Source organism: Streptomyces sp. NPDC049887 (assembly GCF_040656535.1).
In the GTDB taxonomy this organism is placed as follows: domain Bacteria; phylum Actinomycetota; class Actinomycetes; order Streptomycetales; family Streptomycetaceae; genus Streptomyces.
In genome coordinates, this window is the sequence record NZ_JBFAMM010000013.1 from 104,697 (window position 1) to 127,993 (window position 23,297).

At 72.3% G+C, this 23,297-nt stretch carries 24 protein-coding genes and 1 pseudogene; 10 read left to right on the forward strand and 15 right to left on the reverse strand.

All coding sequences use genetic code 11. The annotated features are described in order from the left end of the window. The first annotated feature begins 38 nt into the window (after positions 1 to 38). Positions 39 to 947 (forward strand): transketolase C-terminal domain-containing protein, encoded by a 909-nt coding sequence (locus AB0J10_RS18055; RefSeq protein ID WP_363062627.1) that lies wholly within the window; start codon positions 39 to 41, stop codon positions 945 to 947. A 42-nt stretch (positions 948 to 989) separates the two neighbouring features. On the opposite strand, the gene tgmB is transcribed toward AB0J10_RS18055, so the two are convergent. The 4 genes from tgmB to AB0J10_RS18075 all read right to left on the reverse strand — a co-directional run bounded on the left by tgmB (position 990) and on the right by AB0J10_RS18075 (position 4,120). Then, the gene (gene tgmB / locus AB0J10_RS18060; protein ID WP_363062629.1) at positions 990 to 1,928 is read right to left on the reverse strand and encodes an ATP-grasp ribosomal peptide maturase; all 939 of its coding nucleotides are present in this window, start codon (positions 1,926 to 1,928) and stop codon (positions 990 to 992) included. A gap of 15 nt (positions 1,929 to 1,943) precedes the next feature. After that, positions 1,944 to 2,135, reverse strand: a complete 192-nt coding sequence (gene tgmA / locus AB0J10_RS18065) for a putative ATP-grasp-modified RiPP (protein ID WP_138051927.1) — start codon at positions 2,133 to 2,135, stop codon at positions 1,944 to 1,946. Positions 2,136 to 2,681: 546 nt separating this feature from the next. Continuing rightward, positions 2,682 to 3,050, reverse strand: a complete 369-nt coding sequence (locus AB0J10_RS18070) for an MmcQ/YjbR family DNA-binding protein (protein ID WP_363062632.1) — start codon at positions 3,048 to 3,050, stop codon at positions 2,682 to 2,684. A gap of 113 nt (positions 3,051 to 3,163) precedes the next feature. Continuing rightward, positions 3,164 to 4,120, reverse strand: a complete 957-nt coding sequence (locus AB0J10_RS18075) for an alpha/beta hydrolase (protein WP_363062634.1) — start codon at positions 4,118 to 4,120, stop codon at positions 3,164 to 3,166. 740 nt (positions 4,121 to 4,860) lie between these two features. Between AB0J10_RS18075 and AB0J10_RS18080 the strand changes: the two genes are divergently transcribed. Further along, positions 4,861 to 6,057 (forward strand): acyl-CoA dehydrogenase family protein, encoded by a 1,197-nt coding sequence (locus AB0J10_RS18080; RefSeq protein WP_363062801.1) that lies wholly within the window; start codon positions 4,861 to 4,863, stop codon positions 6,055 to 6,057. A gap of 96 nt (positions 6,058 to 6,153) precedes the next feature. Here AB0J10_RS18080 and AB0J10_RS18085 read toward each other — a convergent pair whose 3' ends face one another. The 9 genes and pseudogenes from AB0J10_RS18085 to AB0J10_RS18125 all read right to left on the reverse strand — a co-directional run bounded on the left by AB0J10_RS18085 (position 6,154) and on the right by AB0J10_RS18125 (position 13,213). Then, on the reverse strand, positions 6,154 to 6,723 hold the full coding sequence (locus tag AB0J10_RS18085) for a GAF domain-containing protein (protein WP_363062636.1): 570 nt from the start codon (positions 6,721 to 6,723) through the stop codon (positions 6,154 to 6,156). Then, positions 6,720 to 7,379, reverse strand: a complete 660-nt coding sequence (locus tag AB0J10_RS18090; protein ID WP_363062638.1) for an ATP/GTP-binding protein — start codon at positions 7,377 to 7,379, stop codon at positions 6,720 to 6,722. The genes AB0J10_RS18085 and AB0J10_RS18090 overlap by 4 nt, the downstream gene beginning before the upstream one ends. Then, on the reverse strand, positions 7,357 to 7,728 hold the full coding sequence (locus AB0J10_RS18095) for a DUF742 domain-containing protein (RefSeq protein ID WP_363062640.1): 372 nt from the start codon (positions 7,726 to 7,728) through the stop codon (positions 7,357 to 7,359). Before AB0J10_RS18095 ends, AB0J10_RS18090 begins: the two co-directional genes overlap by 23 nt. Positions 7,729 to 7,730: 2 nt before the next feature. Further along, positions 7,731 to 8,165, reverse strand: coding sequence for a roadblock/LC7 domain-containing protein (locus AB0J10_RS18100; RefSeq protein ID WP_093661476.1), 435 nt, complete (start codon positions 8,163 to 8,165; stop codon positions 7,731 to 7,733). Positions 8,166 to 8,172: 7 nt separating this feature from the next. Then, a complete protein-coding gene (locus AB0J10_RS18105) occupies positions 8,173 to 10,023 on the reverse strand; it encodes an ATP-binding protein (protein WP_363062642.1) in 1,851 nt (616 codons plus the stop codon). Positions 10,024 to 10,499: 476 nt separating this feature from the next. After that, on the reverse strand, positions 10,500 to 10,643 hold the full coding sequence (locus AB0J10_RS18110; protein WP_363062644.1) for a hypothetical protein: 144 nt from the start codon (positions 10,641 to 10,643) through the stop codon (positions 10,500 to 10,502). A gap of 329 nt (positions 10,644 to 10,972) precedes the next feature. Next, positions 10,973 to 11,578: a hypothetical protein gene (locus AB0J10_RS18115; RefSeq protein ID WP_363062646.1), complete on the reverse strand. Its 606-nt coding sequence runs from the start codon at positions 11,576 to 11,578 to the stop codon at positions 10,973 to 10,975. Positions 11,579 to 11,650: 72 nt separating this feature from the next. Further along, positions 11,651 to 11,798, reverse strand: a pseudogene (locus AB0J10_RS18120) (MBL fold metallo-hydrolase); the annotation flags it as partial. Positions 11,799 to 12,097: 299 nt separating this feature from the next. Next, the gene (locus AB0J10_RS18125) at positions 12,098 to 13,213 is read right to left on the reverse strand and encodes an MBL fold metallo-hydrolase (protein ID WP_363062803.1); all 1,116 of its coding nucleotides are present in this window, start codon (positions 13,211 to 13,213) and stop codon (positions 12,098 to 12,100) included. 295 nt (positions 13,214 to 13,508) lie between these two features. Between AB0J10_RS18125 and AB0J10_RS18130 the strand changes: the two genes are divergently transcribed. From AB0J10_RS18130 to AB0J10_RS18145, 4 genes are all read left to right on the forward strand, one after another. Further along, positions 13,509 to 14,084 carry a carboxymuconolactone decarboxylase family protein gene (locus tag AB0J10_RS18130; RefSeq protein ID WP_363062648.1) on the forward strand — a complete coding sequence of 192 codons (576 nt, stop codon included), beginning with the start codon at positions 13,509 to 13,511 and terminating at the stop codon, positions 14,082 to 14,084. Positions 14,085 to 14,159: 75 nt separating this feature from the next. Further along, on the forward strand, positions 14,160 to 15,347 hold the full coding sequence (locus tag AB0J10_RS18135) for a Glu/Leu/Phe/Val dehydrogenase dimerization domain-containing protein (RefSeq protein WP_363062650.1): 1,188 nt from the start codon (positions 14,160 to 14,162) through the stop codon (positions 15,345 to 15,347). Between the two features lie 102 nt (positions 15,348 to 15,449). Continuing rightward, positions 15,450 to 16,070 carry a TetR/AcrR family transcriptional regulator gene (locus tag AB0J10_RS18140; protein WP_363062652.1) on the forward strand — a complete coding sequence of 207 codons (621 nt, stop codon included), beginning with the start codon at positions 15,450 to 15,452 and terminating at the stop codon, positions 16,068 to 16,070. Between the two features lie 30 nt (positions 16,071 to 16,100). After that, positions 16,101 to 17,018 (forward strand): PfkB family carbohydrate kinase, encoded by a 918-nt coding sequence (locus AB0J10_RS18145; protein WP_363062654.1) that lies wholly within the window; start codon positions 16,101 to 16,103, stop codon positions 17,016 to 17,018. Here the strand turns inward: AB0J10_RS18145 and AB0J10_RS18150 are convergent. Together AB0J10_RS18150 and AB0J10_RS18155 are read right to left on the reverse strand one after the other, a co-directional pair. Next, positions 17,009 to 18,058 carry a DUF6745 domain-containing protein gene (locus AB0J10_RS18150; RefSeq protein ID WP_363062656.1) on the reverse strand — a complete coding sequence of 350 codons (1,050 nt, stop codon included), beginning with the start codon at positions 18,056 to 18,058 and terminating at the stop codon, positions 17,009 to 17,011. The genes AB0J10_RS18145 and AB0J10_RS18150 overlap by 10 nt on opposite strands. A gap of 103 nt (positions 18,059 to 18,161) precedes the next feature. Next, positions 18,162 to 18,488 carry a hypothetical protein gene (locus tag AB0J10_RS18155; protein ID WP_363062658.1) on the reverse strand — a complete coding sequence of 109 codons (327 nt, stop codon included), beginning with the start codon at positions 18,486 to 18,488 and terminating at the stop codon, positions 18,162 to 18,164. A 435-nt stretch (positions 18,489 to 18,923) separates the two neighbouring features. Here AB0J10_RS18155 and AB0J10_RS18160 point away from each other — a divergent pair, with 435 nt between their 5' ends. The 4 genes from AB0J10_RS18160 (at position 18,924) to AB0J10_RS18175 (ending at position 23,291) form a co-directional block, all read left to right on the forward strand. Next, the gene (locus AB0J10_RS18160) at positions 18,924 to 19,877 is read left to right on the forward strand and encodes an STM4015 family protein (RefSeq protein ID WP_363062660.1); all 954 of its coding nucleotides are present in this window, start codon (positions 18,924 to 18,926) and stop codon (positions 19,875 to 19,877) included. After that, entirely contained in the window at positions 19,874 to 21,040 is a 1,167-nt protein-coding gene (locus tag AB0J10_RS18165) for an STM4014 family protein (RefSeq protein WP_363062662.1), read from the forward strand. The genes AB0J10_RS18160 and AB0J10_RS18165 overlap by 4 nt, the downstream gene beginning before the upstream one ends. A gap of 86 nt (positions 21,041 to 21,126) precedes the next feature. Continuing rightward, positions 21,127 to 21,951: an STM4013/SEN3800 family hydrolase gene (locus AB0J10_RS18170; protein WP_363062805.1), complete on the forward strand. Its 825-nt coding sequence runs from the start codon at positions 21,127 to 21,129 to the stop codon at positions 21,949 to 21,951. Beyond that, positions 21,948 to 23,291 carry an STM4012 family radical SAM protein gene (locus AB0J10_RS18175; RefSeq protein WP_363062664.1) on the forward strand — a complete coding sequence of 448 codons (1,344 nt, stop codon included), beginning with the start codon at positions 21,948 to 21,950 and terminating at the stop codon, positions 23,289 to 23,291. Before AB0J10_RS18170 ends, AB0J10_RS18175 begins: the two co-directional genes overlap by 4 nt. Positions 23,292 to 23,297: the final 6 nt, after the last annotated feature.

Consider the following 23,297-nt stretch of genomic DNA (forward strand, 5'->3'; position numbering starts at 1 on the left):
GGGAGCACGGGTACCCGGACACCACGAAGGAATTGATCATGGACACGATGCGGGAACGCTTCATCTCGACGACGACCCGACTGCTGGACGAGGACCCCCGGCTCGCGCTCGTCCTGGCCGATGTCAGCGGGGACGGCTTCGGGCCCGCGGCACGGGCACACCCCGACCGGGTGATCAACGTCGGCATCCGCGAGCAGCTGATGATCGGCGTGGGAGGCGGACTGGCCCTGACGGGGCTGCGGCCGGTCGTGCACACCTTCGCGAGCTTTCTCGTCGAGCGGCCGTTCGAGCAGATCAAGCTCGACTTCGGGCACCAGGGCGTCGGCGGGGTGCTGGTGAGCGCGGGCGCCTCGTACGACTGGCCGGCGGGCGGCTTCACCCACATGGCGCCCGGCGATGTGGCCCTGCTCGGCACCCTAGACGAGTGGACCGTGCACGTACCCGGGCACCCGGACGAGGCGGAGGCCCTGCTGCGGGCGGCTGCCCGCGGGGACGACCGGGTCTACGTACGCCTATCGCTCCAGTCGAACGCACACGCGCGGCCGGTCGACGGCACCCGGTTCGCGGTCGTACGGGAGGGGCGCGGCGGCGTGGTGGTCGCCGTGGGGCCGATGCTGGAGCCCGTCGTGGCGGCGACCGAGGGCATGGACGTGACGGTGCTGTACGCGACGACCGTCCGCCCCTTCGACGCCTCCGCGGTCCGCCGGGCGGCCGGGCGTGGATCCGCAGACGTGGTGGTCGTCGAGCCGTATCTTGCGGGCACCTCGACCTCCGCCGTCAACGACGCGCTGGCGGACGTGCCGCACCGTGTGCTGGGGCTCGGTGTCGCCCGGCGTGAGCTCCGGCGGTACGGGCGGATGGACGAGCACCTCGTGGCGCACGGTCTGGACCCGGCCGGGCTGCGCGAGCGGATCGGGCGCTTCCTGGGCTCCGGCGGTCACCACTGAGCGGGCGGCCCCGTACGTCCGCGCGGGCCCTGCCCGCGGCTGTCACCCCTGGTCCCTGGCCGGCGGGGCGAGCCACGCGGCGACGGCCTCGGCGATGGGGAGACCGGTCTCCAGTTCGATGAAGCCGAACTGGCCGCCCTGGTTGCACTCCAGGAACCACCACAGCCCCTCCTCGTCCTCGGCGAAGTCGAAGGCGGCGTAGGCGAGTCCGGCGAGGCCCATGTAGTCCCGCACGGCCCGGGCGATGCGTTCCGGTACGTCCACCGCCTTCCAGGGCTGACCGGTGTCGCCGTACCGTCCGTCCACCTGTCCGTCCTCGGAGACCTTCCGGGCGGCGAACAGGCGTGTACCCACGGCGGTCAGGCGGATGTCGGACAACTTGGGCACGTACTGCTGGAGCAGCGTGGGCCCGGCGGCCACACCGGAGAAGTCTGCGTCGGGGGGAATGCGGGTGGTGGGCAGGGACACCGGCGGATCGCCGGGCGGGGGCCCGGACGCGGACTTCACCACGATGTCCTGGTACTGCGCCGCGAACTGCCGGGCCACGCGGGGGAACGTGGTGACGACGGTGGGGGGCACGGCGAAGCCGCTGCGCTGCGCGAGGCTGAGCTGCCAGGGTTTGCAGCGGGCCTGCGCGGACACGCAGGGGTGGTTCATCCAGCGCGCGGCGGCCGAGTACAGCATTCCGTACAGGGCCTGCTCGGTCTCCGCGGTCAGCCAGGCGGAGGGCTCCTCGGCGTGCGCGGCAGGTTCGCCGGGTCTGCGCACCCATATCGACCGCAGGGCGCCCATGCTCAGCAGCCGGCCGTCGGTCGAGAGGTGGCCGTAGAAGTCACCGCGCACGTACTCGGCGGACAGGGCGGCCTCGCCCGGGAGATCGGCGGGGTCGAGCCGCACGAGGGGCACACCCCGGTCGTGCAGCTTGGCGATCACCATGTCCGCGGTGACGTCTTGACGGCACGTCAGTATCAGTACGGTCATCGCTGTGCCGGTCCGTCAGTCGTCGAAGTGCGTCTTGGAGCCGGCGGTGGACGTCGTCGTGCCGGTGACGAGGATCAGATCGCGGTCGACGATGGCGGGCCGCCCGTCCGGCAGCACGTTCAGCTGCAGCGCGGAGTCGTAGGTGTACGGCAGCGTGACCGCAGGACTCTCGGCCGGAAGTACGTAGTTCAGTACGAACGGTCGCATGAGTCTCCTTCGTCGTCTGTCTGGGCACACGTAACAGTACGTGCCGATGATGTAGGGCACTCATTACTATCCGTTACTTCCGGACGTGCTGGCAGTGAATGTCGTCACAGTGGACGGACCCCACGGGATCGCCCCATCGGTAGACGGATGGGGGAATGCGTGGGGTTCCCCCATGAGAGCACTGAATGGTGTAGACCGTTGTGAACATCCCGTGAAGACGGGTGAGTTGAGCCATCACCCGTGATCGCGCGCACATACGTCATGACCGTCCGTCATGCGTGTGCGTCCTCCGCGCACACGCCATGACCATGTGTCACACACTTCCGTCACCCGCGCACGCGTCATGACCGTGCGTCACGCGTGCCAGTGGGCCGTGCGCATACCATCACCGTACGTGACAGGCGCGCACCGGCCCGCGCGCGGACCTCGCGTGCGCATGCGCCCCGCGCGCCGGAGCGACAGGCGTGCGCCTGCAGCAATCCGCGCCCCTCGTCCCGCGCCGGTACGGCTCTGCCGGCCTCGCCCGGGCGCAAGGAGTCGCCAGGGTCAGGGCCCGGACACCGCGCCCAGCTCGGGATGGGCTTCGCGCAGCCTCCGCGGAGCCGCCTGCCGCCAGGAGTCGAGCAGGACGGCGTACAGCTCCTCCTCGTCCTCCAGTGCGCCGAGCCGCACCCTCAGCCAGGCGTAGGCGTCGTCGTGCCCTTCGCGGATGAAGAACTTGTGCGGCTCGGAGGCGATCAGCTCCTCGCGGTCCTCCCTGGGGCACCTGACCCCGATCACCTGGTCGTCGCCGTCGAGCGAGGCGAAGATCCTTCCGCCCGGTCCCGCCCGGAAGGTGGGCAGGCCCCAGGCGGGCTTCTCCACCGTGCCGGGGAGGGCGAGCGCGATTCTGCGTACGTCGTCGGCAGTGGCCATACTCCGACGGTACGGCGCCCCACCGACAGCGCCCGGGGTCACCCGGCCCCGCGCCCGGACCTCCCGCTCACGCCCGCCCCCGCGACGCGCGCCACCTGCCGGTTCACACCTGTTCACACGTGTTTGTCCAGCCACTCCACCAGGTCCTGCTGAACCTCCTCACGGTTGGTCTCGTTGAGGATCTCGTGGCGGGCGCCCTCGTACGCCTTCCACGTCAAGGACTCCGTACCGACGTGGCGGAAGTCCTCCAGCAGTGCGTGGACCAGTGTCATCCCCTGGTGGCAGGGGTCCTCCGTGCCGACGGCGACGTGGACGGGGAGATCGGCCGGGACACGTGCCAGGTTGCTCGGGTCGTTGATCTTCCGCACGGCGCGCAGCCAGTCGAGCACGAGACCCGTGCTGAAGGGGAAGCCGCAGCGCTCGTCCACGACGTAGGCGTCCACCTCGTCCTCGTCACGGGACAGCCACTCGAAGCCGGTCCGGTGCGGGTACGGGTCGTTGAAGGACGCGAAGAGCTCGGAGACGTACTCGGAGGGGGCCGAGCGGCCCTCGGTGGCCGCCCGCTCCTCCAGACGGGCGATGGAGCCCTCGATGTCGGCGCCCGGCAGCGTACGGAATGCGCCGGAGAGGATCAGGCCGCTGAGGTCGTCCGGGTACTCCTGGGCATAGTCGCGCGCGAGCATGGAGCCCAGGCTGTGCCCGAGGACGACCACGGGAACGCCCGGATGGAGCAGCCGCGCCTGGTCACCGACCGCCTTGATGTCCTCCACCATCGCGCGCCAGCTGTCGTAGCCGTCGACCGGTGCGGCGTCCGGCGTCTCCGCGACCCCGTAGCCGCCGGTGGACGGGGCCGTCGCGCCGTGACCGCGGTGGTCCGAGGCGATCGCCCCGTAGCCGTGGGCGGCGAGGTGGCGGGCGAACCGGTCGTACCGCAGCGCGTGCTCCGCCGCCCCGTGGACGAGCTGCACCAGGGCCCGGGGGCGGCCGCTCTCCGGCAGCCAGGAGTACGTGGCGATCTGCACGCCGTCGGCGGCGTCCAGCAGTCCGGGGCGGTATGCGGTCGCGGTCATGGGGGCCGGCCTCCTCGGTCGGACGGTCACGGGTACGTGGGGGTCCCTCCCCCGGTCGCCGCCGGTCACACCCACCAGGCCCCGAATGCGCTCGCCGCGCCCGTCGTGTCCGGACCGGCGACCGGGACCCTCGGGCCGGGACGGTTCGGCTCTCGGCCGGTCCCCGGCCGAGGTGGGGCCGGCGTGGCCTACGCCATCCCGGGCACCTGTCGGGTCCGGGCACGTCCGTCGGGCTCGAGGCCGAGACATCGCTCTCGCCGGGGTGCGGCGCAGCGGAGGGTGGGCACCGTCCCCGGACGGCGGTGCGGGATCGGGGCGTGCACACGGAAGGGCGTGCGCCGGTCAGCGCCCCTCTACGCCCGGGCCGTTTTCCGCTCAAAGCCCGTTGATTCCGACCGAGTTGCGGGCATTTCCGTGTCCCCGAGGCCTGGTCGGCCGTCCCCGGAAGCGGAATGCTGTCCCTCGGAGCCATATGCCCAAGAGCCCATTGCCCAGGGCATGTGGCAGAAAGAAGACCCGTGGGCAAGCCCTGCGGGTGACCGGACGGGCCACTACCACCAGGGACACAGCCTCAATCACACGTCAATGGATTCCATTTCGGCCAAAGTTGGCCACCGAGTTGTACCACTCGTAAGCGATCAACACCATGAGGTGGTCGGCCTGTACGGGACGGGACCATGCCGATGCACCACCTGCTCGAACACTCGCACGAGCAGGCGTTTCGCAGAGGAGGGCTCGCGATGGACGGGTACTTCGCCAGTCGGCTTCATCATCAGCTCCGTGAGCGGGTACGACACTTCGCCGAGTGCGAGGTCCGCCCGCGCATTCCGGCCATGGAGGCCGCCCGCACGGTGCACCGCGACCTCTCGCGGCTCATCGCACGCCAGGGCTGGCTCGGAGCGACGATCAGCAAGGGCCATGGCGGGATGGGCGTCGGACATCTGGCCAAGACCATCATCATCGAGGAACTGTCCCGCGTGAGCGGCGCGATGGGAGCCATGGTCCAGGCCTCCCAGCTGGGCGTCGCCAAGATCGTCCACTTCGGGAACGAGGAGCAGAAGAAGACATGGCTCCCCCTGATCGCGGCGGGCGAGTGCCTGCCCACGATCGCGGTCACCGAACCCGAGTCGGGCGGCCATGTACTGGGGATGAGCGCCACCGCCGTACGTGACGGCGACGACTACGTCATCAACGGCCGCAAGGTGTATGTCGGCAACAGTCACGTCGGTGATCTGCACGGGGTGGTCGTCCGGACGGGGCCCGGCTCCAGGGGGCTCACGGCCCTGCTGGTGGAGTCCGGCCGCCCGGGCTGCCGCACGGGCGAGCAGAAGCCCACCATGGGACTGCACGGCTTCAGTTTCGGTGAGCTCCACTTCGACGACTGCCGGGTACCGGCGGCCAACCGGCTCGGCGAGGAGGGGGACGGCCTCGCCGTCGCCTACTCCTCCAGCGTGCTCTACGGCCGGGCCAATCTGACCGCCGTCGCACTCGGCATACACCAGGCCGTCCTGGAGGAGACGACACGGTTCTGCGCCGAGCGCCACCGCTACGGGAGGCCACTGCACGAACTGCCGTCCATCAAGCTGAAGCTGGGGCAGCTCCAGTCACGGCTGATGACGGCGCGGCTCGCCGCCTACCACGCGGTACACCTGCTGGACCAGGGACTGGCATGCGACGCGGAGCTGATGAACGCAAAACTCGTCAACGTCGAGTCCGCACTCGACTCGGCACGGAACGCGATGGAGATACACGCGGCGTCCGGGCTGTTCACGGAGCATCCGATCGAACGCTACCTCCGTGACGCGCACCACATCTTCGCGCCCGCGGGCACCTCCGACATCCAGCTGCTCAGACTGGCCGAAGTGGCCCTGGGCCAGTCGAAGGGCCAGTGGTCGGAGCGGCTGGCCGAGCTGACGTGCATGGAGGCCCTGGTCTGACCCGGGGCGGACGAGAGGGGTCCCGCGGATGGGACGCGGAGAGCGCGACGTCCCCGGGAGGGCCGTACGGCTCCCGGGGACGTCACCGCGTCACGGTCACAGCAGCCCGTCCTCGCGGCGGTGGATCTGTTCGACCAGTTCGGCCGCGAGTGACTTGATGGTCTCCAGGCCCGCCCGGCCCCACGGCCGCGGCTCGGTGTCCACCACACAGATCGTGCCCAGGGCGATGCCCGTACGGTCGATCAGCGGCGCCCCCAGGTACGAGCGGATGCCGATCTCGTCGACTACCGGATTGCCCGCGAACCGGGGGTAGTCGCAGACGTCCTCCAGCACGAGCGCCTTGCGCCGCACGACCACGTGCGGGCAGTAGCCGTGGTCACGCGCCATGAACCGGCCCACGTCCCCGCCGCCCGCCGCCGCGAGGTCGCCCCCGCCCGCGTGGGTGCCGGCGGGTGTGTGCAGCCCGGCGAAGAACTGCCGGTGCTCGTCGATGAAGTTGACCATCGAGTACGGGGCCCCGGTCACCTCCGCGAGCTTGTGGGCGAATTCGTCGAACGCCGGCTCGGGGCGTTCGCCCAGCCCGAGCTGACGCAGCCGCTGCACCCGGGCGGGGGCCTCCCGGTCGACGGGTGTCAGCAGCAGATGGCCGGTCGGGTCGTAGGTCATGACTGAGCTCCGTAGCTCGGCGCCGCTGCCGGTGCCGGGGTGGTGGTGAGCAGATGCTGGACGAGGGTGACCAGGGTGCCGATCCCGGAGCTGGCGATACGCGCGTCGCACAGCACGACCGGGACCTCCTCCTTGAGGTCGATCGCGGCCCGGACCTCGTCCGGTTCGTAGCGGTAGGAGCCGTCGAACTCGTTGACGGCGACGACGAACCCGATGCCGCGCCGCTCGAAGAAGTCCACGGCGGAGAAGCAGTCCTCCAGCCGGCGCGTGTCGGCGAGGACGACCGCGCCGAGCGCTCCTCCGGAGAGCTCGTCCCACATGAACCAGAAGCGCTCCTGGCCCGGTGTGCCGAAGAGGTACAGCACATGGCGCTCGTCGAGGGTGATCCGGCCGAAGTCCATGGCCACCGTGGTGGTCGTCTTGGACTCCACTCCCGCCAGACTGTCGGTGCCGACGCCCACGGCCGTCAGCAGCTCCTCGGTGCTCAGCGGTTCGATCTCGCTCACCGCGCCCACCAAGGTCGTCTTGCCCACCCCGAAGCCGCCCGCGACCAGGATCTTCAGTGCGGTGGGAAAGGGGTCGTCGCGGTCGGGGCAGCTCCGGCTGTGCTCGGGGGTGCGGTCAGGGCGGTGGTCAGAGCCGTCGTCGTAGGCCATCGAGCACTGCCTCCAGCAGGGAACGGTCGGTCGGGGAGTCCTGGAAGCGGGGCGCCCTGGCGGTGACCGCCCCGCAGTCCACGAGGTCGGACAGAAGCACCTTGGTGACGACCGCGGGGAGCCGTAAGTGCGCCGAGATCTCCGCCACCGACGTGGGCCCGCCGCACAGCCCCAGGGCCAGCGCGTGTTCCGGCCCCAGCGCCATCTGCGGGACGGTGCCGGTGGCCATCACCAGGGACAGCAGATCGAGGGCGGCCGTAGGACGGGTACGGCCCCCGATCACGGAGTAGGGGCGGATCAGCCGGCCTGCCGCATCGTCCAGCCACGGCCCGTCCTTGGGGGCCGGCACGGTCAGAGCCCCGTGGCGCTCGGCGCCCCGGCGGCCTGTCTGGCCGGAGTGACCAGATACGGCCGTACGCTCTTGACCAGCATCGCCATCTCGTACCCCAGGACCGCGGCGTCCGCCTCCCGCCCCGCCAGCACGGCCAGGCAGGTGCCCGATCCGGCCGTCGACACGAACAGCAGGGTGGAGTCGAGCTCCACCACGACCTGACGGACCTCCCCACCGTCGCCGAACCGGGCGCCGGCGCTGCGGCCGAGCGAGTACAGCCCGGACGCCAGCGCGGCCATGTGGTCGGCGCTGTCCGCATCGAGGCCGTGCACTGACTTCACCAGGCCGTCGGAGGAGAGCAGAACCGCGTTACGGGTGTACGGCACGCGCTGGACCAGGCCGCTGAGCAGCCAGTCGAGATCCGAGGAATGGCCCGTGGGCACATCGCTCGCCATGGTGCATCTACTCCTTGTGGGTGTCGAGCTGTCGCTGCGGTTCGTGCGGGACGGGGTCCGCGGCTTCCGGCGCCCGGGACTCGGCGAGGCCGATGCCCCGCTGGAAGGCCGCCATCAGCCCGGGGTCGTGCAGGGCCTGTTCCTCGGTCCTGCGCGGGGCGGGTTCGTCCCGCAGCTGGGGCGCCAGGTGCTCCTGGGCGCGCCGTTTGGGCAGCTGTGGGCGGCCCATGGTGCCGCGTACGGCCGAGGAGTCGGACGACGAGGACGCGTGGCGCGGCGCGGGGGGTCGCGGAGGCGGTTGCGCCGGTGGGGTGCCCGCGTGGGCCGCGCCGGTCCGGACGGTGGCCGGGTTGGCCCGGTCCGGGTGCTCGCCGCGCACCGGCAGCGGCCCGGCCGCCGGGTCCGCCGCGGGCTGCTGGTGCGGCATGCCCGGCATGCTCGCCGCGTAGCTGAGGGTGCGCTGACCGCCCGTGTGTCGTGCGTCGGCGGTGTGCGGCGGCTCGACGGCGGGGGCTGCGGCGCGCTCACGGCCGGCGACCCCGCCCGCCACCGCGGCGGCCGCGGCCGGCGGATGGTCGGCGTGGCGTTGGGCGCCCTGCTGCCCGGCTCCGCCCTGGGTTCCCGGCTCGGCACCGAGCAGCCCCTGTGGCAGCACCAGAACGGCCTGGATGCCTCCGTAGATGTTGGACTGGAGACGGACCGCGATGCCGTGCCTGCGTGCGAGCGCCGAGACCACGAACAGTCCGATGCGACCGTCCTGCAGCAGGTGCGCCACATTGACCTGGTCGGGGTCGGCGAGCAGGGCGTTCATCTTGTTCTGCTCGGAGAGGGGCATGCCGAGCCCCCGGTCCTCGACCTCCACCGCCAGCCCCGCCGTGACGTGCGAGGCACGCAGCAGCACCTGGGTGTGCGGGGCGGAGAACAGCGTGGCGTTCTCCACCAGTTCGGCGAGTAGGTGGATGACGTCGGCGACGGCGTGACCCCGCAGCGTGCCGTCGATCGGCGGCACCAGCTTGACCCGGGGGTACTGCTCCACCTCGGCGATGGAGGAGCGGAGGACCTCGGTCATGGTGACCGGGTTGGACCACTGACGGCGGGAGATGGCTCCGCCGAGGACGGCGAGGTTCTCCGCGTGCCGGCGGATCCGGGTCGCGAGGTGGTCGACGTGGAAGAGGCCCTTGAGCAGTTCCGGGTCCTCGACCTCGTTCTCCAGCTCGTCGAGCAGCTGGATCTCGCGGTGCACCAGCGACTGGAGCCTGCGGGCGAGATTGACGAAGACCTCGACCTTCTGCTCGTTTCCCACGCTGCTGGACAGCCTGGATGCCTGCACCACGGCGGTGACGGCGGTCTCGTGGGAGCGCGTCAGCTCCTGGGCGAGGAGATCGAGTTCGTCGCCACCGGCGGCCGGGGCGGGCAGGTCCTCGCGGGGCGGCGGACGCTCGCCGCGGCGCAGTCCGTCCACCACGGCCGTGAGCTCGGCCTGCCGGCGGGCGCTGGACCGGCGCAGGTTCTGCGCGCGGTCGAGCATGGTTCGGGCCGTGCGCTCCGCGCCCAGGGCCGCCGCCACCACGGCGACGGCTGCGAGGGCCGCCGAGCCGGCGAGCGCGACCCACAGCGCGGCGGACGGCCGCGCGTCGGTGGAGCGGATCGTGAACAGCACCGCGGCCGCCCCGCTGAGCGACACGACGACGGCGGGCAGCACGGCGGTTCGCATCAGTTGGGAACGTGTACGGGCTTCGGAGTTCGGCGGCGTGGACTGCGGCCGGCCCGCGGAGGAGAGAGCGCGGGCGCCTGACCGGCCGTGCCGCCCGCCCTCGCGGCGGTCCTGCCGCGCGGCGGGTGCGCGTAGTTGAGACATCAGCGTCCTTGGTACGTGGCCCGGGAATCGTGTACCGATCGGTGTGCGCGGCGCCAAGGGGGGTGTGAGAGCCCACCGTTGATCACCGGGCACTCACGGTAGTCGTGAACCGTTCATGTGCGGTGGGCAGTTGACAAACTTGCCCGTAGAGCGTCCCGCTCTGGTATGAGGGATCGCACGCACAGGCGAAATTTCCCAGGGCGACGGCGGGGCGTGTGCCCGGGTACGTCCTCGTCCTCGGCTGATGGGGCGGAGTGTCCGGACAATTCGTGAGAGAGCCGGCCGTGCGGCGGATCGCCCGACGTCCGGGGCCGGGACGGTGCCCGGGGAGGACCGGCGGTTCGACCCCCCTCCTCGGGAGAGCACCGGCCGGCACCGCCTCCCGAGGCTCGGATGTGCTCCGCGGACCGGACCGGCGCGTCCCCGACCGACCCGCAGCGAGGACCGGGCCCAGTTGCGGGGCTGGTCGATCAGCCTCATCCCGACGTGGGGCAGGCCGGTGGGGACGTCGCCGCCGACTCCGGCAACCCCGGCACCTCGCGGATCTGGCGGATCTCGCGGATCTCGCGGATCTCGCGGATCTCGCGGATCTCGCGGATCTCGCCGCCGGATTCGATCACCGATGTCCGGGCAGCAGCCGGAAGTGCGAGGAACTGCCCTGTGGACGGCAGCGGTGACGGCCATCCGTACCCAGGCGGACGCAAGTCGTCCTGCTCGGCCCCCGCCAGGACACGAACCCGTGGGCGTAGCCGCCGGAGTCGCCTTCGGACCGGTGCTCGCCGGTCACATGGGTGGCGCCTGGGCAGTTGGGCCGGAGCGAGCCGGGCCGAACCGCACCTGACCGGGGATCAGCGCACCTGACCGGGGATGAGGAAGTCGTCTCGCCGGCGGGCTCTCTCCTGGAGGCCATCGCCACGCAGATGCGCACCGTCCCGGGACCGGGCGGTGTTCAGTGACCGCCGCTCGGCGCGATGCAGCCACCCTCCATGTAGGCCCCGTGGGCCTTGATCCCGGCGGGGTCTGCGGGTGAACCGGTGACGCAGGGGCCGGCGCCGGGGATGAAGAGCGTGAAGGCGAGTGCGCCACCGGTGCGGTAGACGTGCACATCGTGGCCGGACACCCGGTAACCGAGCCGCTTGAGCACTGCCGCCAGCTCCGCCTCGGTGTCAGGCGCTGCGTAGCCGGGCCCGGTCAGTGCCTCCCGGATGCGCAGGGCATGGGCATCGCCCCGGCAGCGCGTCGCGGGGGTGAGTCCGGTCGTCTGCCCGTAGGCGTGGTTCTCGACGTACTTGGCGGCCTCGGGGTCGGTGGGCAGAGCGGAAGGCGCGGCCGGCGCCGGCGCGGCCGGCGTCCTGTCCGGCGCCGGACAGCCCGCCGCGATCTCCGGGAAATCCTTGTCATGGGCCGCGACGGGGTCAGCGGGGATGGTGACGGCGGCCGTGGCGCTCGCACTTCCCGGTGCAGCGCCGACGCCGGCGCGGGTGACACCACAGGCGGACAGGACCGGCAGGCAGACAACGAGGGCAGCGGTGGCAAACCGGGGCGGACGTCTCACGGCGGTCTCCCATCCCCTTCCCCTCCGGGCGGGGCAGGACCGCCGGTCATGCTGCCATACCACTGACCACCCTTTCATCCAGTCCCCCGGCTCCGCCCACGCAGACGGAGCCAGGTTGCACGTGGTGCCCCAGTGGATCGGCAGCACCGCCCCGGACGGCCGCCCGCCCTGAAGGTCCAGACGGGCCCGCGCGCCTCGGCGGGGGTATGTGGACGTCGGGCGCCGGAAGTGCCGACCCACCGTCCTGGTCATCGCTCGGGCCGGTCGACGGCCACGGGAGTCAGTCCCCGCGTGGCCCCCGGAAGTCCACCGAGGTGGCGAGGCGTAGTCGAAGTAGTTCGGGTCCCCCTCCTCGCCCGTCGGGCAGTCGAAGCCGCTCTCGACAGAATCACCCTGAGGTCGGGAAGGCCTCCGGCAGCAGCTCCGGAATCATCGCCATGCCTTCCGACCGTCCGACATGGCGGCAGCAGATGCTGAACATCGCTGTCGTCCGGTGGCCGGCCCCGTCCCCGATCGACGTCACCGATCACCCGCCAGGTCAAGATCACGCCGGGAAGCCTCGTCAGGACTCCCTGCCGGTTCCGGCCGACGCCATGGGTGGTGGGCGATGGGATGGGACACCGCACGCCACCAGGCGTCCGCGGGCAGTTCCCCTGCCGGCTCGAACGGCTCCCCGGGCCGCGGCAGCGCCACCGCCTGGCCGACCTCGTCGGCCGCGTCCTTCGTCCACTCCCCCGGCTCCGCCCACCCGTGCAGAGCCAGGTTGAACGTGCCCCAGTGGATCGGCAGCATCACCCCGGACGGCTGCCCGCCCTGGAGGTCCAGATGGGCCTGCACTCCCTCGGCCGGGGTCATGTGGATGTCGGGCCAGTACTCGCTGTAGGCACCGATCTGGATCATGGTCGCGTCGAACGGGCCGTGCTCCCGGCCGATGTCCTGGAAGCCCGGGAAGTACCCCGTGTCACCGCTGTGGTAGATCCGGTGACCGGACGGTCCTTCGACGGCCCAGGACGCCCAGAGCGTGTGCTGCTGGTTGCGCAGCCCCCGGCCGCAGAAGTGGCGGGCCGGTGCGGCGGTCAGCCGCAGGCCGTCCACCTGCGTCGACTCGTGCCAGTCCAGCTCCCGCAAGCGGCTCTCGGCGACACCCCAGCGCTCCAGGTGCGCCCCCACGCCCAGGGGCACCGCGAAGATCGTGTCCGTCGAGGCCAGGGCGCGGATCGAGGGCAGGTCGAGATGGTCGTAGTGGTCGTGGGAGATGACGACGACATCGACCGGGCCGAGCGCGGCCAGCGGCAGCGGCACGGCGTGGAGCCGCTTCGGTCCAACGAACGCGAACGGCGAGCAGCGCCGGCCCCAGACCGGGTCGAAGAGCACCCGCCTGCCGTCGATCTCGGCGAGCACGCTGGAGTGGCCCATCCAGGTGAGCCGCAGCCCCGAGGCCGGTGGCCCGGCGAGGTCCTCGAGCGTGGTGGGGTGCACGGGTATCGGCGCGGCGGGGCCACGACGCCGGCGGGCCTCTTTCCGGAAGTAGATCTTCGCGAACTCGAGTGTCGAGCCGGACGGCCTGGTCCGGGCCCCCACGGGGTTCTGGAACACCCCGTCGGCGAAGTGGGGGGAGCGACGGATGCGCTCCATCCGCTCTCCGGCGGGGTCGGCCCCGAAGGCGACGGGCCGCAGCGATCGCAGCCGGGAGCGCAGCGAGTGCGGGGAACCTGCGCCGGTCACGGGACCTCCTGAGGTCTTCGGGTCATTCCATTATCGGTGGATGCGCGCCGGACGCCGGGGGCCGTGATCGGGCCGGGGGCGTCCACGGCAGGGGAAACGTACGGGGCCCGGGAAAAATGCCGGGGCCGCGGCGGAGGTGTGTCACATCCGGCACCACCCGTCCGTCGTAAGGGTGAAGCACGGACCGTCGACCGAGGAGCCCACCATGGCCCGCATCTCCCTCTCCCCGCCTCGCACGCTCTTCTACCGCGCGATGGAGTGGTACTCCAGGCGGACGTACGGGAAGGTCCTTGACCCCGCGAAAGCGCTCGGCCACAACCCGAAGGTGCTCCGCTCCGACCTGCGGTTCGAGCTCGCGATCGCGAAGTGGGACCGGCTGGACGCCGATCTCAAGGCGCTGGCCGTGATGGCCTCGGCCGCCTCGATCGGCTGCAGCTGGTGCATGGACTTCGGGTACTGGGAGAACCGGCGGCGCGGCATGGACGTCCGCAAGGTGCGCGATGTGCCGGTGTGGCGGGAGAGTGACGCGTACACGCCGCTGGAGCGCGACGTGATGGAGTACGCGGAGGGCATGTCCGCCACTCCTCCGGTGGTCGCCGACGAGCCGGCCGGGCGGCTGCTGGCGGCCCTGGGCGAGGCCGCGTACGTGGAGCTCACGGCGATGGTCGCGGTGGAGAACCTGCGTTCGCGGATGAACTCCGCGCTCGGCCTTACCAGCCAGGGATTCAAGGACCACTGCGAGGTGCCGGGAACCGGGGCGGCGGGCGGGAGCCGCGGGTGACGCGCGTTGACAGGCGGTCGACGGCGCCCGGATACTGACCGACGGTTCAGTTCGCTGTCTTTTCCGGAGGCCTTCGTGTCCGACGCCGGCCCGCTTGTCTCGCTCACCTGGACCGACCACGTCACCGGGCGCCGGGGGTACCTCGTGATCGACCGGCTCGTGCGCGGCGTGTGCAGCGGCGGACTGCGGATGCGCGAGGGCTGCACGCTGGACGAGGTCGCGGGGCTGGCCCGGGGCATGACCATGAAGGAGGCCCTCCACTACGACCCGGAGGGCAGGTACGTCCCGCTCGGCGGCGCTAAGGGCGGGATCGACTGTGCCCCGACGTCCGCGGAGGCGTACGGCGTGCTCGTCCGCTACCTGCGGGCGATGCGGCCGTACATCGAGCACATGTGGACCACCGGCGAGGACCTCGGACTCACCCAGGACCGCATCGACGAGGCCGCCACGGAGGCCGGGCTGATCTCGACGGTGCAGGCCGTGTATCCGCTGCTCGACGACGAGACGGCGGCGCGCCGGCGACTGGCCGACGCGTTCGCCCTCGATGTCGACGGGATCGGGCTCGACGAGCTGGTCGGCGGCTGCGGGGTCGCCGAGTCCGTGCTCGCGGCCCTGGGACGCGCGGGGGTGCCCCACGAGGGAGCCCGGGTCTCGGTGCAGGGCTTCGGCACGATGGGCGGAGCGGCGGCCCGCTTCCTGTCCCGTGCCGGTCTGCGGATCGTGGCCGTGGCCGACGTCAAGGGGACGATCGCCCACCCGGACGGCCTCGATGTGGAAGCGCTGCTCACCGCTCGGGACTCCTTCGGGGCGGTCGACCGCACGGCGCTGCGCCCGGGCGACCTCGAACTGCCCGGTGACGCCTGGCTCTCGGCGGACGCGGAGGTCCTGGTGCCCGCAGCGGTCTCGTACGCCGTCGACTCGGCCAACCAGTCCGTGATCCGGGCGCGCTGGATCGCGGAGGCGGCCAACATGCCGGTCCTCCCCGAGGCGGAGGAACTGCTGCGGGCGCGTGGCGTCACCGTGCTCCCGGACGTCGTCGTGAACTCGGGGACGAACGCCTGGTGGTGGTGGACCCTCTTCGGTGACATCGGCGCGGACGCGGACGAGGCGTTCGGCCACACACGGCGGTCGATGCGGACCCTGGTCGACCTGATGCTCGCACGCGCGGAAGCGGACGGCACGACCCCGCGCGCGGCGGCCCACTCGATCGTGGCCGACCGGCTTCCCCGGATCGCGGAACGCTTCGGCCCGTACAGCCGGTAGGAGTCTCGCCGTCCGGTCGTACGGCGGTGTCGCGGGGGCCGGCTCGAGCGGTCCCGGGAAACGGCCTCCCTCGACCCTGCCCGCGGCGACTAGGGTGGCCGGGTGGCGAGAGTGCGGTTGAGCGTGGCGGAGCGGCAGGAGGAACTGCTGCGGGCCGCCGTGGAGCAGATCGAGGCACGTGGTGTGGCCGCCGTCCGGATCGCCGATGTCGCGTCCGCACTCGGTGTGAGCAACGCCCTGGTGCTGTACCACTTCTCGTCGAAGGAGAAACTGGTCGCCGCCGCCTTCTCCTACGCGGCGGAGGGCGATCTGACGCATCTGCGCAAGATCCTCGGCCGCCGGACCTCGGCGGTGCGGCGGCTGCGCACCGCCGTACGCTGGTACGCCCCGACCGGGCAGGCCAAGGGGTGGCGGCTGTGGATCGAGGGCTGGGCGGCGGCGCTGCGGGAGCCCGCCCTGCGCGATGTGGCGCGCGATCTCGACCGCCAGTGGAAGACGGAACTCGCGGCGGTCATCGCGGAGGGCGCGGCGGCCGGCGAGTTCCACTGCACCGATCCGTCGTCGGCGGCCTGGCGGCTGACGGCACTGCTCGACGGCCTCGCCGTGCAGATGACGTCGTACTCGGGCTCGATCAGCCGGGCAGCGATGCTCGAGTGGGCCGAAGAGGCACTCGCCCGGGAACTGGGGCTCGACCGCGAGGCGTTGACCCGGCAGAGTGCCTAGCGCACGGGCAGGCGCGCGGAGAGGATCACGGTGTCGGCGCAGAGCACGGAACGGTCCGCCCTCGATGTACTCGTGGTCGGTGGCAGCGGGGTCGACACGGTCGTGCGGGTCGGATCGCTCCCGGTGCCCAGGGCGGACTCCGTCGGGGTACCGCCGATCCGGGAGTGGGCCGGCCACACCGGGGGCAATGTCGCTCTCGGCTGCCGGGCGCTCGGACTCGGTGTGGCCTTCCTGGACTTCATCGGCGACGACCTGCCGGGCGGACAGGTGCGGCAGCGGCTGGCCGACGGCGGTGTGGAGTTCGAGCATCTGGTCTCCCCCGCCGGAACCCGGCGTGCGGTGAACCTGGTCGACGACACGGGCCGCAGGATGTCGTTCTACGACGCCCGCGACCCGGGTGATCTGCGGATGCCGCGCGATTTCTACCTCCCCCATCTGCGGCGCGCCCGCCACGTCCATCTGTCGATCATGAACTTCGCCCGGTTCCTGTACGACGACATCGCGGAGCTCGGGGTGCCCGTGTCGACCGATCTGCACGACTGGGACGGAGTGGACGACTACCACCGGGAGTTCGCGCTGCGCTCCGACGTGGTGTTCCTGAGTGCTGCCGGAGCGGGCGAGCGGATCGCCTCGGTGATGCGGGAGATCCTGCGCGAGGGCCGTGCGGAGGCGGTCGTGGCCACGGCCGGGGCCGGCGGCTCGTATCTGATGACCCGCGACGGCGGCCGCACGCCCCGCCCCATACCGGCGACGGTGCCGCCCACCCCGGTGGTGGACTCCAACGGCGCGGGCGACGCGTATGTGTCCGGCTTCCTCTACGGCCGGCTGGCGGGCCGCCGGGTGGAGGACTGCGCACGGCTGGGAGCGGTCGCCGGAGCGTACGCCTGCACGGGGCACGGCAGCTCGGCGCTGATCGGTCGCGAGGGCCTGGCGTCCGCTCAGGTCTGACGCACCGGAGCGTACGCCTCGGCGTCCAGCCCGAAGGTCCAGGCGACTCCCTCCTTCGCGGTCCGGGCCGTGGGCGGCACCCGCAGCCAGTAGGTCTTGTGCGTACCGTCCGGCTCGGGCGTGGAGTTGACCACTTCCACCATGGTGACGTCCTCGTCGTCGGACAGTGCGATCCGCCACAGCACACCGGTCTCGTCACGGTGCACGGGCCGGGCGTCCGACTCGGTCAGATAGCGTTCGTAGCCGTAGAACTCCAGCATCACCCGGCGCAGTTCGGCGTTCTCCTCGGTCCGTATGCGCTCCGGCGTGAGTGAGGCCAGTCCGGCCAGGAACTCGGCCGGGACCGGCATGCCGCGCCAGGCGTGGAGTGCGAAGCCGTCCGGGAACGCGAGCGCCGGACCGTCGCCCCGGTCGAGGCGGCCGGCCTCGTCACGGTGCAGTTCCACGGGTCGTTCGCAGATCACCACCGCCTTCTCGAACGGCCACCACCAGCCCGCGTGCTCCGCCACGCGGGCGAGGCCGGCGAGCCGGTCGCTCCGGCCGTCGAACGCGGCGAGCCAGGCCGCGTCGTGCTGGCCCAGGACCGCGTCGAGCAGGACCATCCGGACCGCCTTCCGCTCGCTGTCCGCCGCCTCTGTGTCTTCTCCGTCGGCTTCTCCGTCGGGGACGGCGGTCTCCTCGGCCAGGGCGTCGGCCACCCCCGTCCGTATCCGCTCGGCGAGTGCGCGCGTGGTGTCCCACAGCAAGGCACCGCTCCTCCCCCACAGCTCCGTCCAGCCCGCGGGGCCGAGGTCGTCGTGCACCCTGCGGCGCTCCTCCGCCCAGGGCACGGTCCTCACCTCGTCCCGCACGGAGCGGCCCGCGTCCTCCAGCGACCGCACCGCCGTCACCGCGGCCCTGGGCGAGTCCACCCACACGAAGCGTGCGGGCGCCGTGAGTCCGGCCGCGCGATAGGCGAGTCGGAGCCCGTCCTCAGCGGCCGCCCGGTCTGCCGGGCCCGTCGCCGCCGCCACGGCCCGCCACTTGTCCATGTACTGCATCCCGAACTCCCGTCCCCAGATTCCCGTTTCCCATGACGCCGCGGCGCCGTCCCCTGCACCGCGCGCCCTCCGGTCCAGCCCCGTCGCGGAACGCTCGCCGCGGTCAGTCCGCGACGATCCGCACCGCGCCCGGGATGTACTCCCGCTGGCGCACCACCCGGTACCAGCCCATGGGCAGGGGTATCGGGGCATGCTCCTCGTGCACCACCCGGCCGCCCTCGGGGAGATGGAGGAGCATCGGCCCCGACGAGCCCGCGTCGCGGAAGAGCCGCCCCGGCCCCGTGACCGCGTGGGCGTGGCCCGTGACCTCACCGAGCGCCAGCACCAGGCGCCCGCGGCGGTCCCTCGGCTCCCCCTTTGCGTCCTCGGCACGGGCGGGGACGGTGTCCTCCGCAACGGGCACGATCAGCACATCTCCCTGCCGGTACATGGCTCTCCCCTCGACCGTCGGCGCCTGGTGCGCCGGGCTGCGATCGAAGTTAGAGGGAGGGTCTGACAGTGCAGGCACGCCGGCGAACCGTCGTCGGGGGCGCGACCGCGCCAGGACCCGGGCGCGGCCGTCGGCGAGACCCATGTCGGCGGCGATCCGGGGCGGCGGCGAACGCACGGACGCCAGGCGGCGGTTCGGCAGCGTCGTCCACCGTGAGTGCGGAGTCCGTACCCCGGCACCCGCGGAGGCCGGAGGGCCGAGGGCACCCACGGGCAGGGGCCCGGCGGGCCCCGCGGGAGCCGCCCGGTCCCGTGCGGGCCGCCACGGGCCGTCCTCGGACGCAGTGGCCGCCCCGCGGAGGGCCCTGTCAGTGGCACTTGGTAGAACTGCACGCACATCAGCCGATCACCGCCGTCCGCTGTCTGGAGCATCGTCATGACCATTGGGGTCCATCTGCAGGAGCTGCACGGCCTGCCCGCGTTCGACTTCCCCGGCGTCGACGCCGAGGCCGGCGGGCTGCCGGACCCGGCTTCCGTCGCCTGGCGGATCGGTGTGGAGGCGTACGAGAGCGACGAGTCGTGGGAGGACGCCTTCGCGCGTTTCACCGCCTCCGTGGACACCTCGAAGGTCCGGGCCCTGATCGTGGGAGCCTGGAGCGACGTGTACGACGGCGGCCCGGACGAGGTGGTCTCCGCGCTGCTCGCGGCACGCGACCGGCTGCCGGAGCTGCGCGCTTTGTTCGTCGGCGACATCACCTTCGAGGAGTGCGAGATCTCCTGGATCCACCAGGGCGACGTCACCCCGCTGCTCGACGGATTCCCGGAACTGGAGGAGTTCGGGGTACGGGGCGGCATGGGCCTGGTGTTCGGCGCGGCCCGGCACCGGCACCTGCGGACGCTCGTCATCGAGAGCGGTGGCCTGCCGGTGGAGGTGGTGCGGGGCGTGGCCGCCTGCGAACTCCCCTCGCTGGAGAACCTGGACCTCTGGCTCGGCACCTCCGGTTACGGCGGGGACGCCGAACTCTCCGATCTGCAGCCGTTCCTCGCCGGCACCCGGCTCCCGGAACTCCGGTGTCTCGCGTTGCGCAACAGCGAGATCCAGGACGAGATCGCCGCGGCCCTCGCGGCGGCCCCGGTCGTCGCCCGGCTGGAGGTCCTGGACCTGTCGATGGGAACCCTGGGCGACCAGGGCGCGGCGGCGCTGCTCGAAGGCCAGCCCCTCACCCACCTCAGGAAGCTCGATCTGCACCACCACTTCGTCAGTGGGCCGATGGCCGAACGCATACGCAACTCGCTGGAGCCCTCCGGGGTGAGCGTCGATCTCGGCGACGTGCAGGAGCCCTGGGACGACGACGAGGACGGCGGCCGGTTCACCGCGGTGGCCGAGTGAGACCGACGGCCTCGCGGCGCTTCGCCGTCGTCGGCGTCCCGGGCAACCGCCGCGTCGCGTTCTTCCAGCGGGCCCTGCGCTCGGCGGGGCTGCCCGACGCTCGTGTGGTGCCGTGGCTGGACGTCCTGCGGGGCCGGGCCGGTTTCGCCGCCGGGGAGACGGTGCGCATCGACTCGCCCGGTGAGGACCCGGAGGTGGACCGGCTGCTGCGCGGGGTCGAGGACCCGGCCAGGGTCGAGGGCACCGGCCGCTGGTACGTCCGCTTCACGGAGGCCGTACGGGAGGTGGCGGAGTCGGTGCGCACGGCCGGCGGCAGCCTGCTCGACGACCCTGCCGAGCTGGCGGTGCTGTTCGACAAACGGCTGTGCCACGAGCGGCTCACGACGGCCGGCGTGGCGGTGCCGCCGTCGCCCACTTCGGGCGCCGGGGCACCCGCCGTCCGCGGCTGGGACGACGTACGCGCCGTGCTCGCCGAACCGGGGTACCGCCGCGCCTTCGTCAAGCTCGCCCACGGATCCTCGGCGTCCGGTGTCCTGGCCGTGGAGGTCGCCGGCGGCGGCCGCGTGCGGGCGACGACGTCGGTGGAGCGGGCGCCCGACGGAAGGCTGTTCAACTCGCTGAGGCTGCGCCGCTACACCGCCGAGCCGGAGATCGCCGCCATGGTCGACGCCCTCGCGCCCGACGGTCTGCACATCGAACGCTGGCTGCCGAAGGCCGTCCAGCACGGTAGGGCCGCCGACCTCCGGGTCGTGGTGGTCGCCGGGCGGTGCACGCACGCCGTCGTACGGACGAGCCGTTCCCCGCTGACCAATCTCCATCTGGGCGGTATGCGGGGTGACCTGGCCGAGGCCAGGGCCTCCGTGCGGGCCGCCGGTCGAAGTTGGCGCGACGACGTGCTGGGGCTGTGCGAGCGGACGGCGGACCGCTTCCCCGGGACCCTGTGCGTCGGGGTCGACCTGCTGCCCGCCACCGGCTGGCGCCGGTTCGCCGTCGGCGAGGTCAACGCCTTCGGCGACCTCCTGCCGGGGCTCACGGGACTGCCGGGCAGCGGCAGCGAGGGCCTCGACACCTATGCGGCGCAGGTCGCCGCCGCCGTACATCCGCACCACGAGGAACCACCATGCACCCAGCCCCTCCCGGCCGGACCGGTCCGGCCGTCATGACCCAGCCCACCCGTACGGCGGGCGTGACCGGCGTCGCGGAGCCTGCCGGCTCCCCGGACCGCATTCCCGGCTCACCCCCGGTGGACATGCGGTCGGTCGTCGGCACGGACGATCTGCTGCTCGTCACCCTCGACACGCTGCGCTTCGACGTCGCCGAGGAACTGGCGGCCGCCGGCCGCATCCCGCACCTGGCGCGCCGTCTGCCGGGCGGCCGCTGGGAGCGGCGGCACGCCCCGGGCAGCTTCACCTGGGCCTCGCACCAGGCGATCTTCGCCGGCTTCCTGCCGACGCCCGCAGCACCCGGCCCCCACCCCCGGCTGTTCGCCGCGCGGTTCACGGGCAGTGAGACTACGGCCGACGGCACGTTCGTGTACGACACGCCCGACCTGGTCTCCGGGCTCGCCGGCGCCGGGTACCGGACGGTGTGCATCGGCGGTGTCGGCTTCTTCAACCGGCAGGGCCCGCTCGGCTCCGTGCTGCCGGGGATGTTCCAGGAGAGCCACTGGGAGCCGGAGTTCGCAGTGTCCTCCCCCACCTCCTTCGAGTCGCAGGTCGCCAGGGCCGAGGAGGTCGTCGCGGCGCTCCCCGTGGACCGGCGGCTGTTCCTCTTCGTCAACGTCTCGGCCCTGCACCAGCCCAACTGGTTCCATCTGCCCGGCGCGGCGCGGGAGGCGGGCGACTCGCGCGAGACCCACGCCGCGGCGCTGGAGTACGTGGACCGGCACATCGGCCGGCTCTTCGCCGCGGCGAGCAGCCGGCGGCGCTGCTTCGCGATCGTCTGCTCCGACCACGGCACGGCCTACGGCGACGACGGTTACACCGGCCACCGGTTGGGCCACGAGGTCGTGTGGACGGTGCCGTACGCGCAGTTCTTCCTGCCCGGGCCGGACGGCGCCGAGGGCGCCCGGTGAACGGCGCGGCGCACGGGATCCGCCCGTACCGGAGCTATGTCTACGCTTATCCGCACAAGACGTCGTACCGCCCACTGCCGGAGCGGCCAGAACTGCGCGAACTGTGGGCCGGAGAGGGGAAGACCTCCCTCTCGCTGTACCTGCACATCCCGTTCTGCGAGGTCCGCTGCGGATTCTGCAATCTCTTCACCCGGATCGGGGCCCCCGACGAGCTGACGACGCGCTATCTCGACGCGCTCGAGCGCCAGGCACTGGCCGTGCGCGAGGCGCTGGGCGAGTCGGAGGCGGTCCGGTTCGCGGCCGCCGCGTTCGGCGGCGGTACTCCGACCTTCCTCACCGCCCGGGAGCTGGAGCGGCTCTGCGACATCGCGGAGAGGCGGATGGGCGCGGATCTGCGCGCCGTACCGCTGTCGGTGGAGACGTCCCCGGCCACCGCGACCGCCGACCGCCTCGCCGTGCTAGCCGCGCGCGGCACGACCCGGCTGAGCATCGGCGTCCAGAGCTTCGTGGACGAGGAGGCGAGAGCCGCCGTCCGCCCGCAGCGGCGCGCCGACGTCGAGGCTGCGCTCGGCCGCATCCGGGACACCGGCGTCCCCGTCCTCAACATCGATCTGATCTACGGCATCGAGGGTCAGACGGAGGCGACCTGGCGGCGCTCGCTCGACGCGGCGCTCGTCTGGCGCCCCGAGGAGCTGTATCTGTACCCCCTCTACGTCCGGCCGCTGACGGGGCTCGGCCGGCAGGACGGGACGAGCGGGGACGCCGCCTGGGACGAGCAGCGGCTGCGGCTCTACCGGGAGGGCCGGGACCATCTGCTGGCGCACGGATACGAGCAGGTGTCGATGCGGATGTTCCGCCGCCCCGGCGGTCAGGGCAGCGTGCCGCGCGGCCCGGAGGACCACGCCTGCCAGACCGACGGCATGATCGGCCTCGGCTGCGGGGCCCGCTCGTACACCACCGGACTGCACTACTCCTTCGACTACGCCGTCGACATGCGCCGGATACGCACGATCATCGACGACTACACGGAGACGGCGGACTTCACCCGCGCGGAGGTAGGCCGGCGGATCGACGACGCCGAGGCGCGCCGCCGCCATCTGCTGCAGTCGCTGCTGCAGGCTCAGGGCATGGAGGTGGCGGGTTACCGGAAGCGTTTCGGCAGCGCGCCCGCCGAGGACTTCCCCGACGAGCTGGCGGCGTTCGCCGGGCGCGGCTGGCTGGAGGAGGCCGGCGGGCTGCTGCGGCTCACTCCGGAAGGGCTGGCGTACTCGGACGCGCTGGGTCCCGAGCTGTTCTCGCCCGCCGTGCGGGACGCGATGGCCGCGTACGAGCCGAAGTGAGGAGCC

What these genes read in the sequence shown, in the direction of transcription:
- AB0J10_RS18100 (WP_093661476.1), bottom strand. Translation starts at nt 8,165, where the DNA reads ATGGCGAGCGATGTGCCCACGGGCCATTCCTCGGATCTCGACTGGCTG.
- AB0J10_RS18125 (WP_363062803.1), bottom strand. Translation starts at nt 13,213, where the DNA reads ATGGAGCGCATCCGTCGCTCCCCCCACTTCGCCGACGGGGTGTTCCAG.
- tgmA (WP_138051927.1), bottom strand. Translation starts at nt 2,135, where the DNA reads ATGCGACCGTTCGTACTGAACTACGTACTTCCGGCCGAGAGTCCTGCG.
- AB0J10_RS18130 (WP_363062648.1), top strand. Translation starts at nt 13,509, where the DNA reads ATGGCCCGCATCTCCCTCTCCCCGCCTCGCACGCTCTTCTACCGCGCG.
- AB0J10_RS18105 (WP_363062642.1), bottom strand. Translation starts at nt 10,023, where the DNA reads ATGTCTCAACTACGCGCACCCGCCGCGCGGCAGGACCGCCGCGAGGGC.
- AB0J10_RS18160 (WP_363062660.1), top strand. Translation starts at nt 18,924, where the DNA reads ATGACCATTGGGGTCCATCTGCAGGAGCTGCACGGCCTGCCCGCGTTC.
- AB0J10_RS18085 (WP_363062636.1), bottom strand. Translation starts at nt 6,723, where the DNA reads ATGACCTACGACCCGACCGGCCATCTGCTGCTGACACCCGTCGACCGG.
- AB0J10_RS18075 (WP_363062634.1), bottom strand. Translation starts at nt 4,120, where the DNA reads ATGACCGCGACCGCATACCGCCCCGGACTGCTGGACGCCGCCGACGGC.
- AB0J10_RS18070 (WP_363062632.1), bottom strand. Translation starts at nt 3,050, where the DNA reads ATGGCCACTGCCGACGACGTACGCAGAATCGCGCTCGCCCTCCCCGGC.
- AB0J10_RS18170 (WP_363062805.1), top strand. Translation starts at nt 21,127, where the DNA reads ATGCGGTCGGTCGTCGGCACGGACGATCTGCTGCTCGTCACCCTCGAC.
- AB0J10_RS18055 (WP_363062627.1), top strand. Translation starts at nt 39, where the DNA reads ATGGACACGATGCGGGAACGCTTCATCTCGACGACGACCCGACTGCTG.
- tgmB (WP_363062629.1), bottom strand. Translation starts at nt 1,928, where the DNA reads ATGACCGTACTGATACTGACGTGCCGTCAAGACGTCACCGCGGACATG.
- AB0J10_RS18090 (WP_363062638.1), bottom strand. Translation starts at nt 7,379, where the DNA reads ATGGCCTACGACGACGGCTCTGACCACCGCCCTGACCGCACCCCCGAG.
- AB0J10_RS18150 (WP_363062656.1), bottom strand. Translation starts at nt 18,058, where the DNA reads ATGCAGTACATGGACAAGTGGCGGGCCGTGGCGGCGGCGACGGGCCCG.
- AB0J10_RS18155 (WP_363062658.1), bottom strand. Translation starts at nt 18,488, where the DNA reads ATGTACCGGCAGGGAGATGTGCTGATCGTGCCCGTTGCGGAGGACACC.
- AB0J10_RS18080 (WP_363062801.1), top strand. Translation starts at nt 4,861, where the DNA reads ATGGACGGGTACTTCGCCAGTCGGCTTCATCATCAGCTCCGTGAGCGG.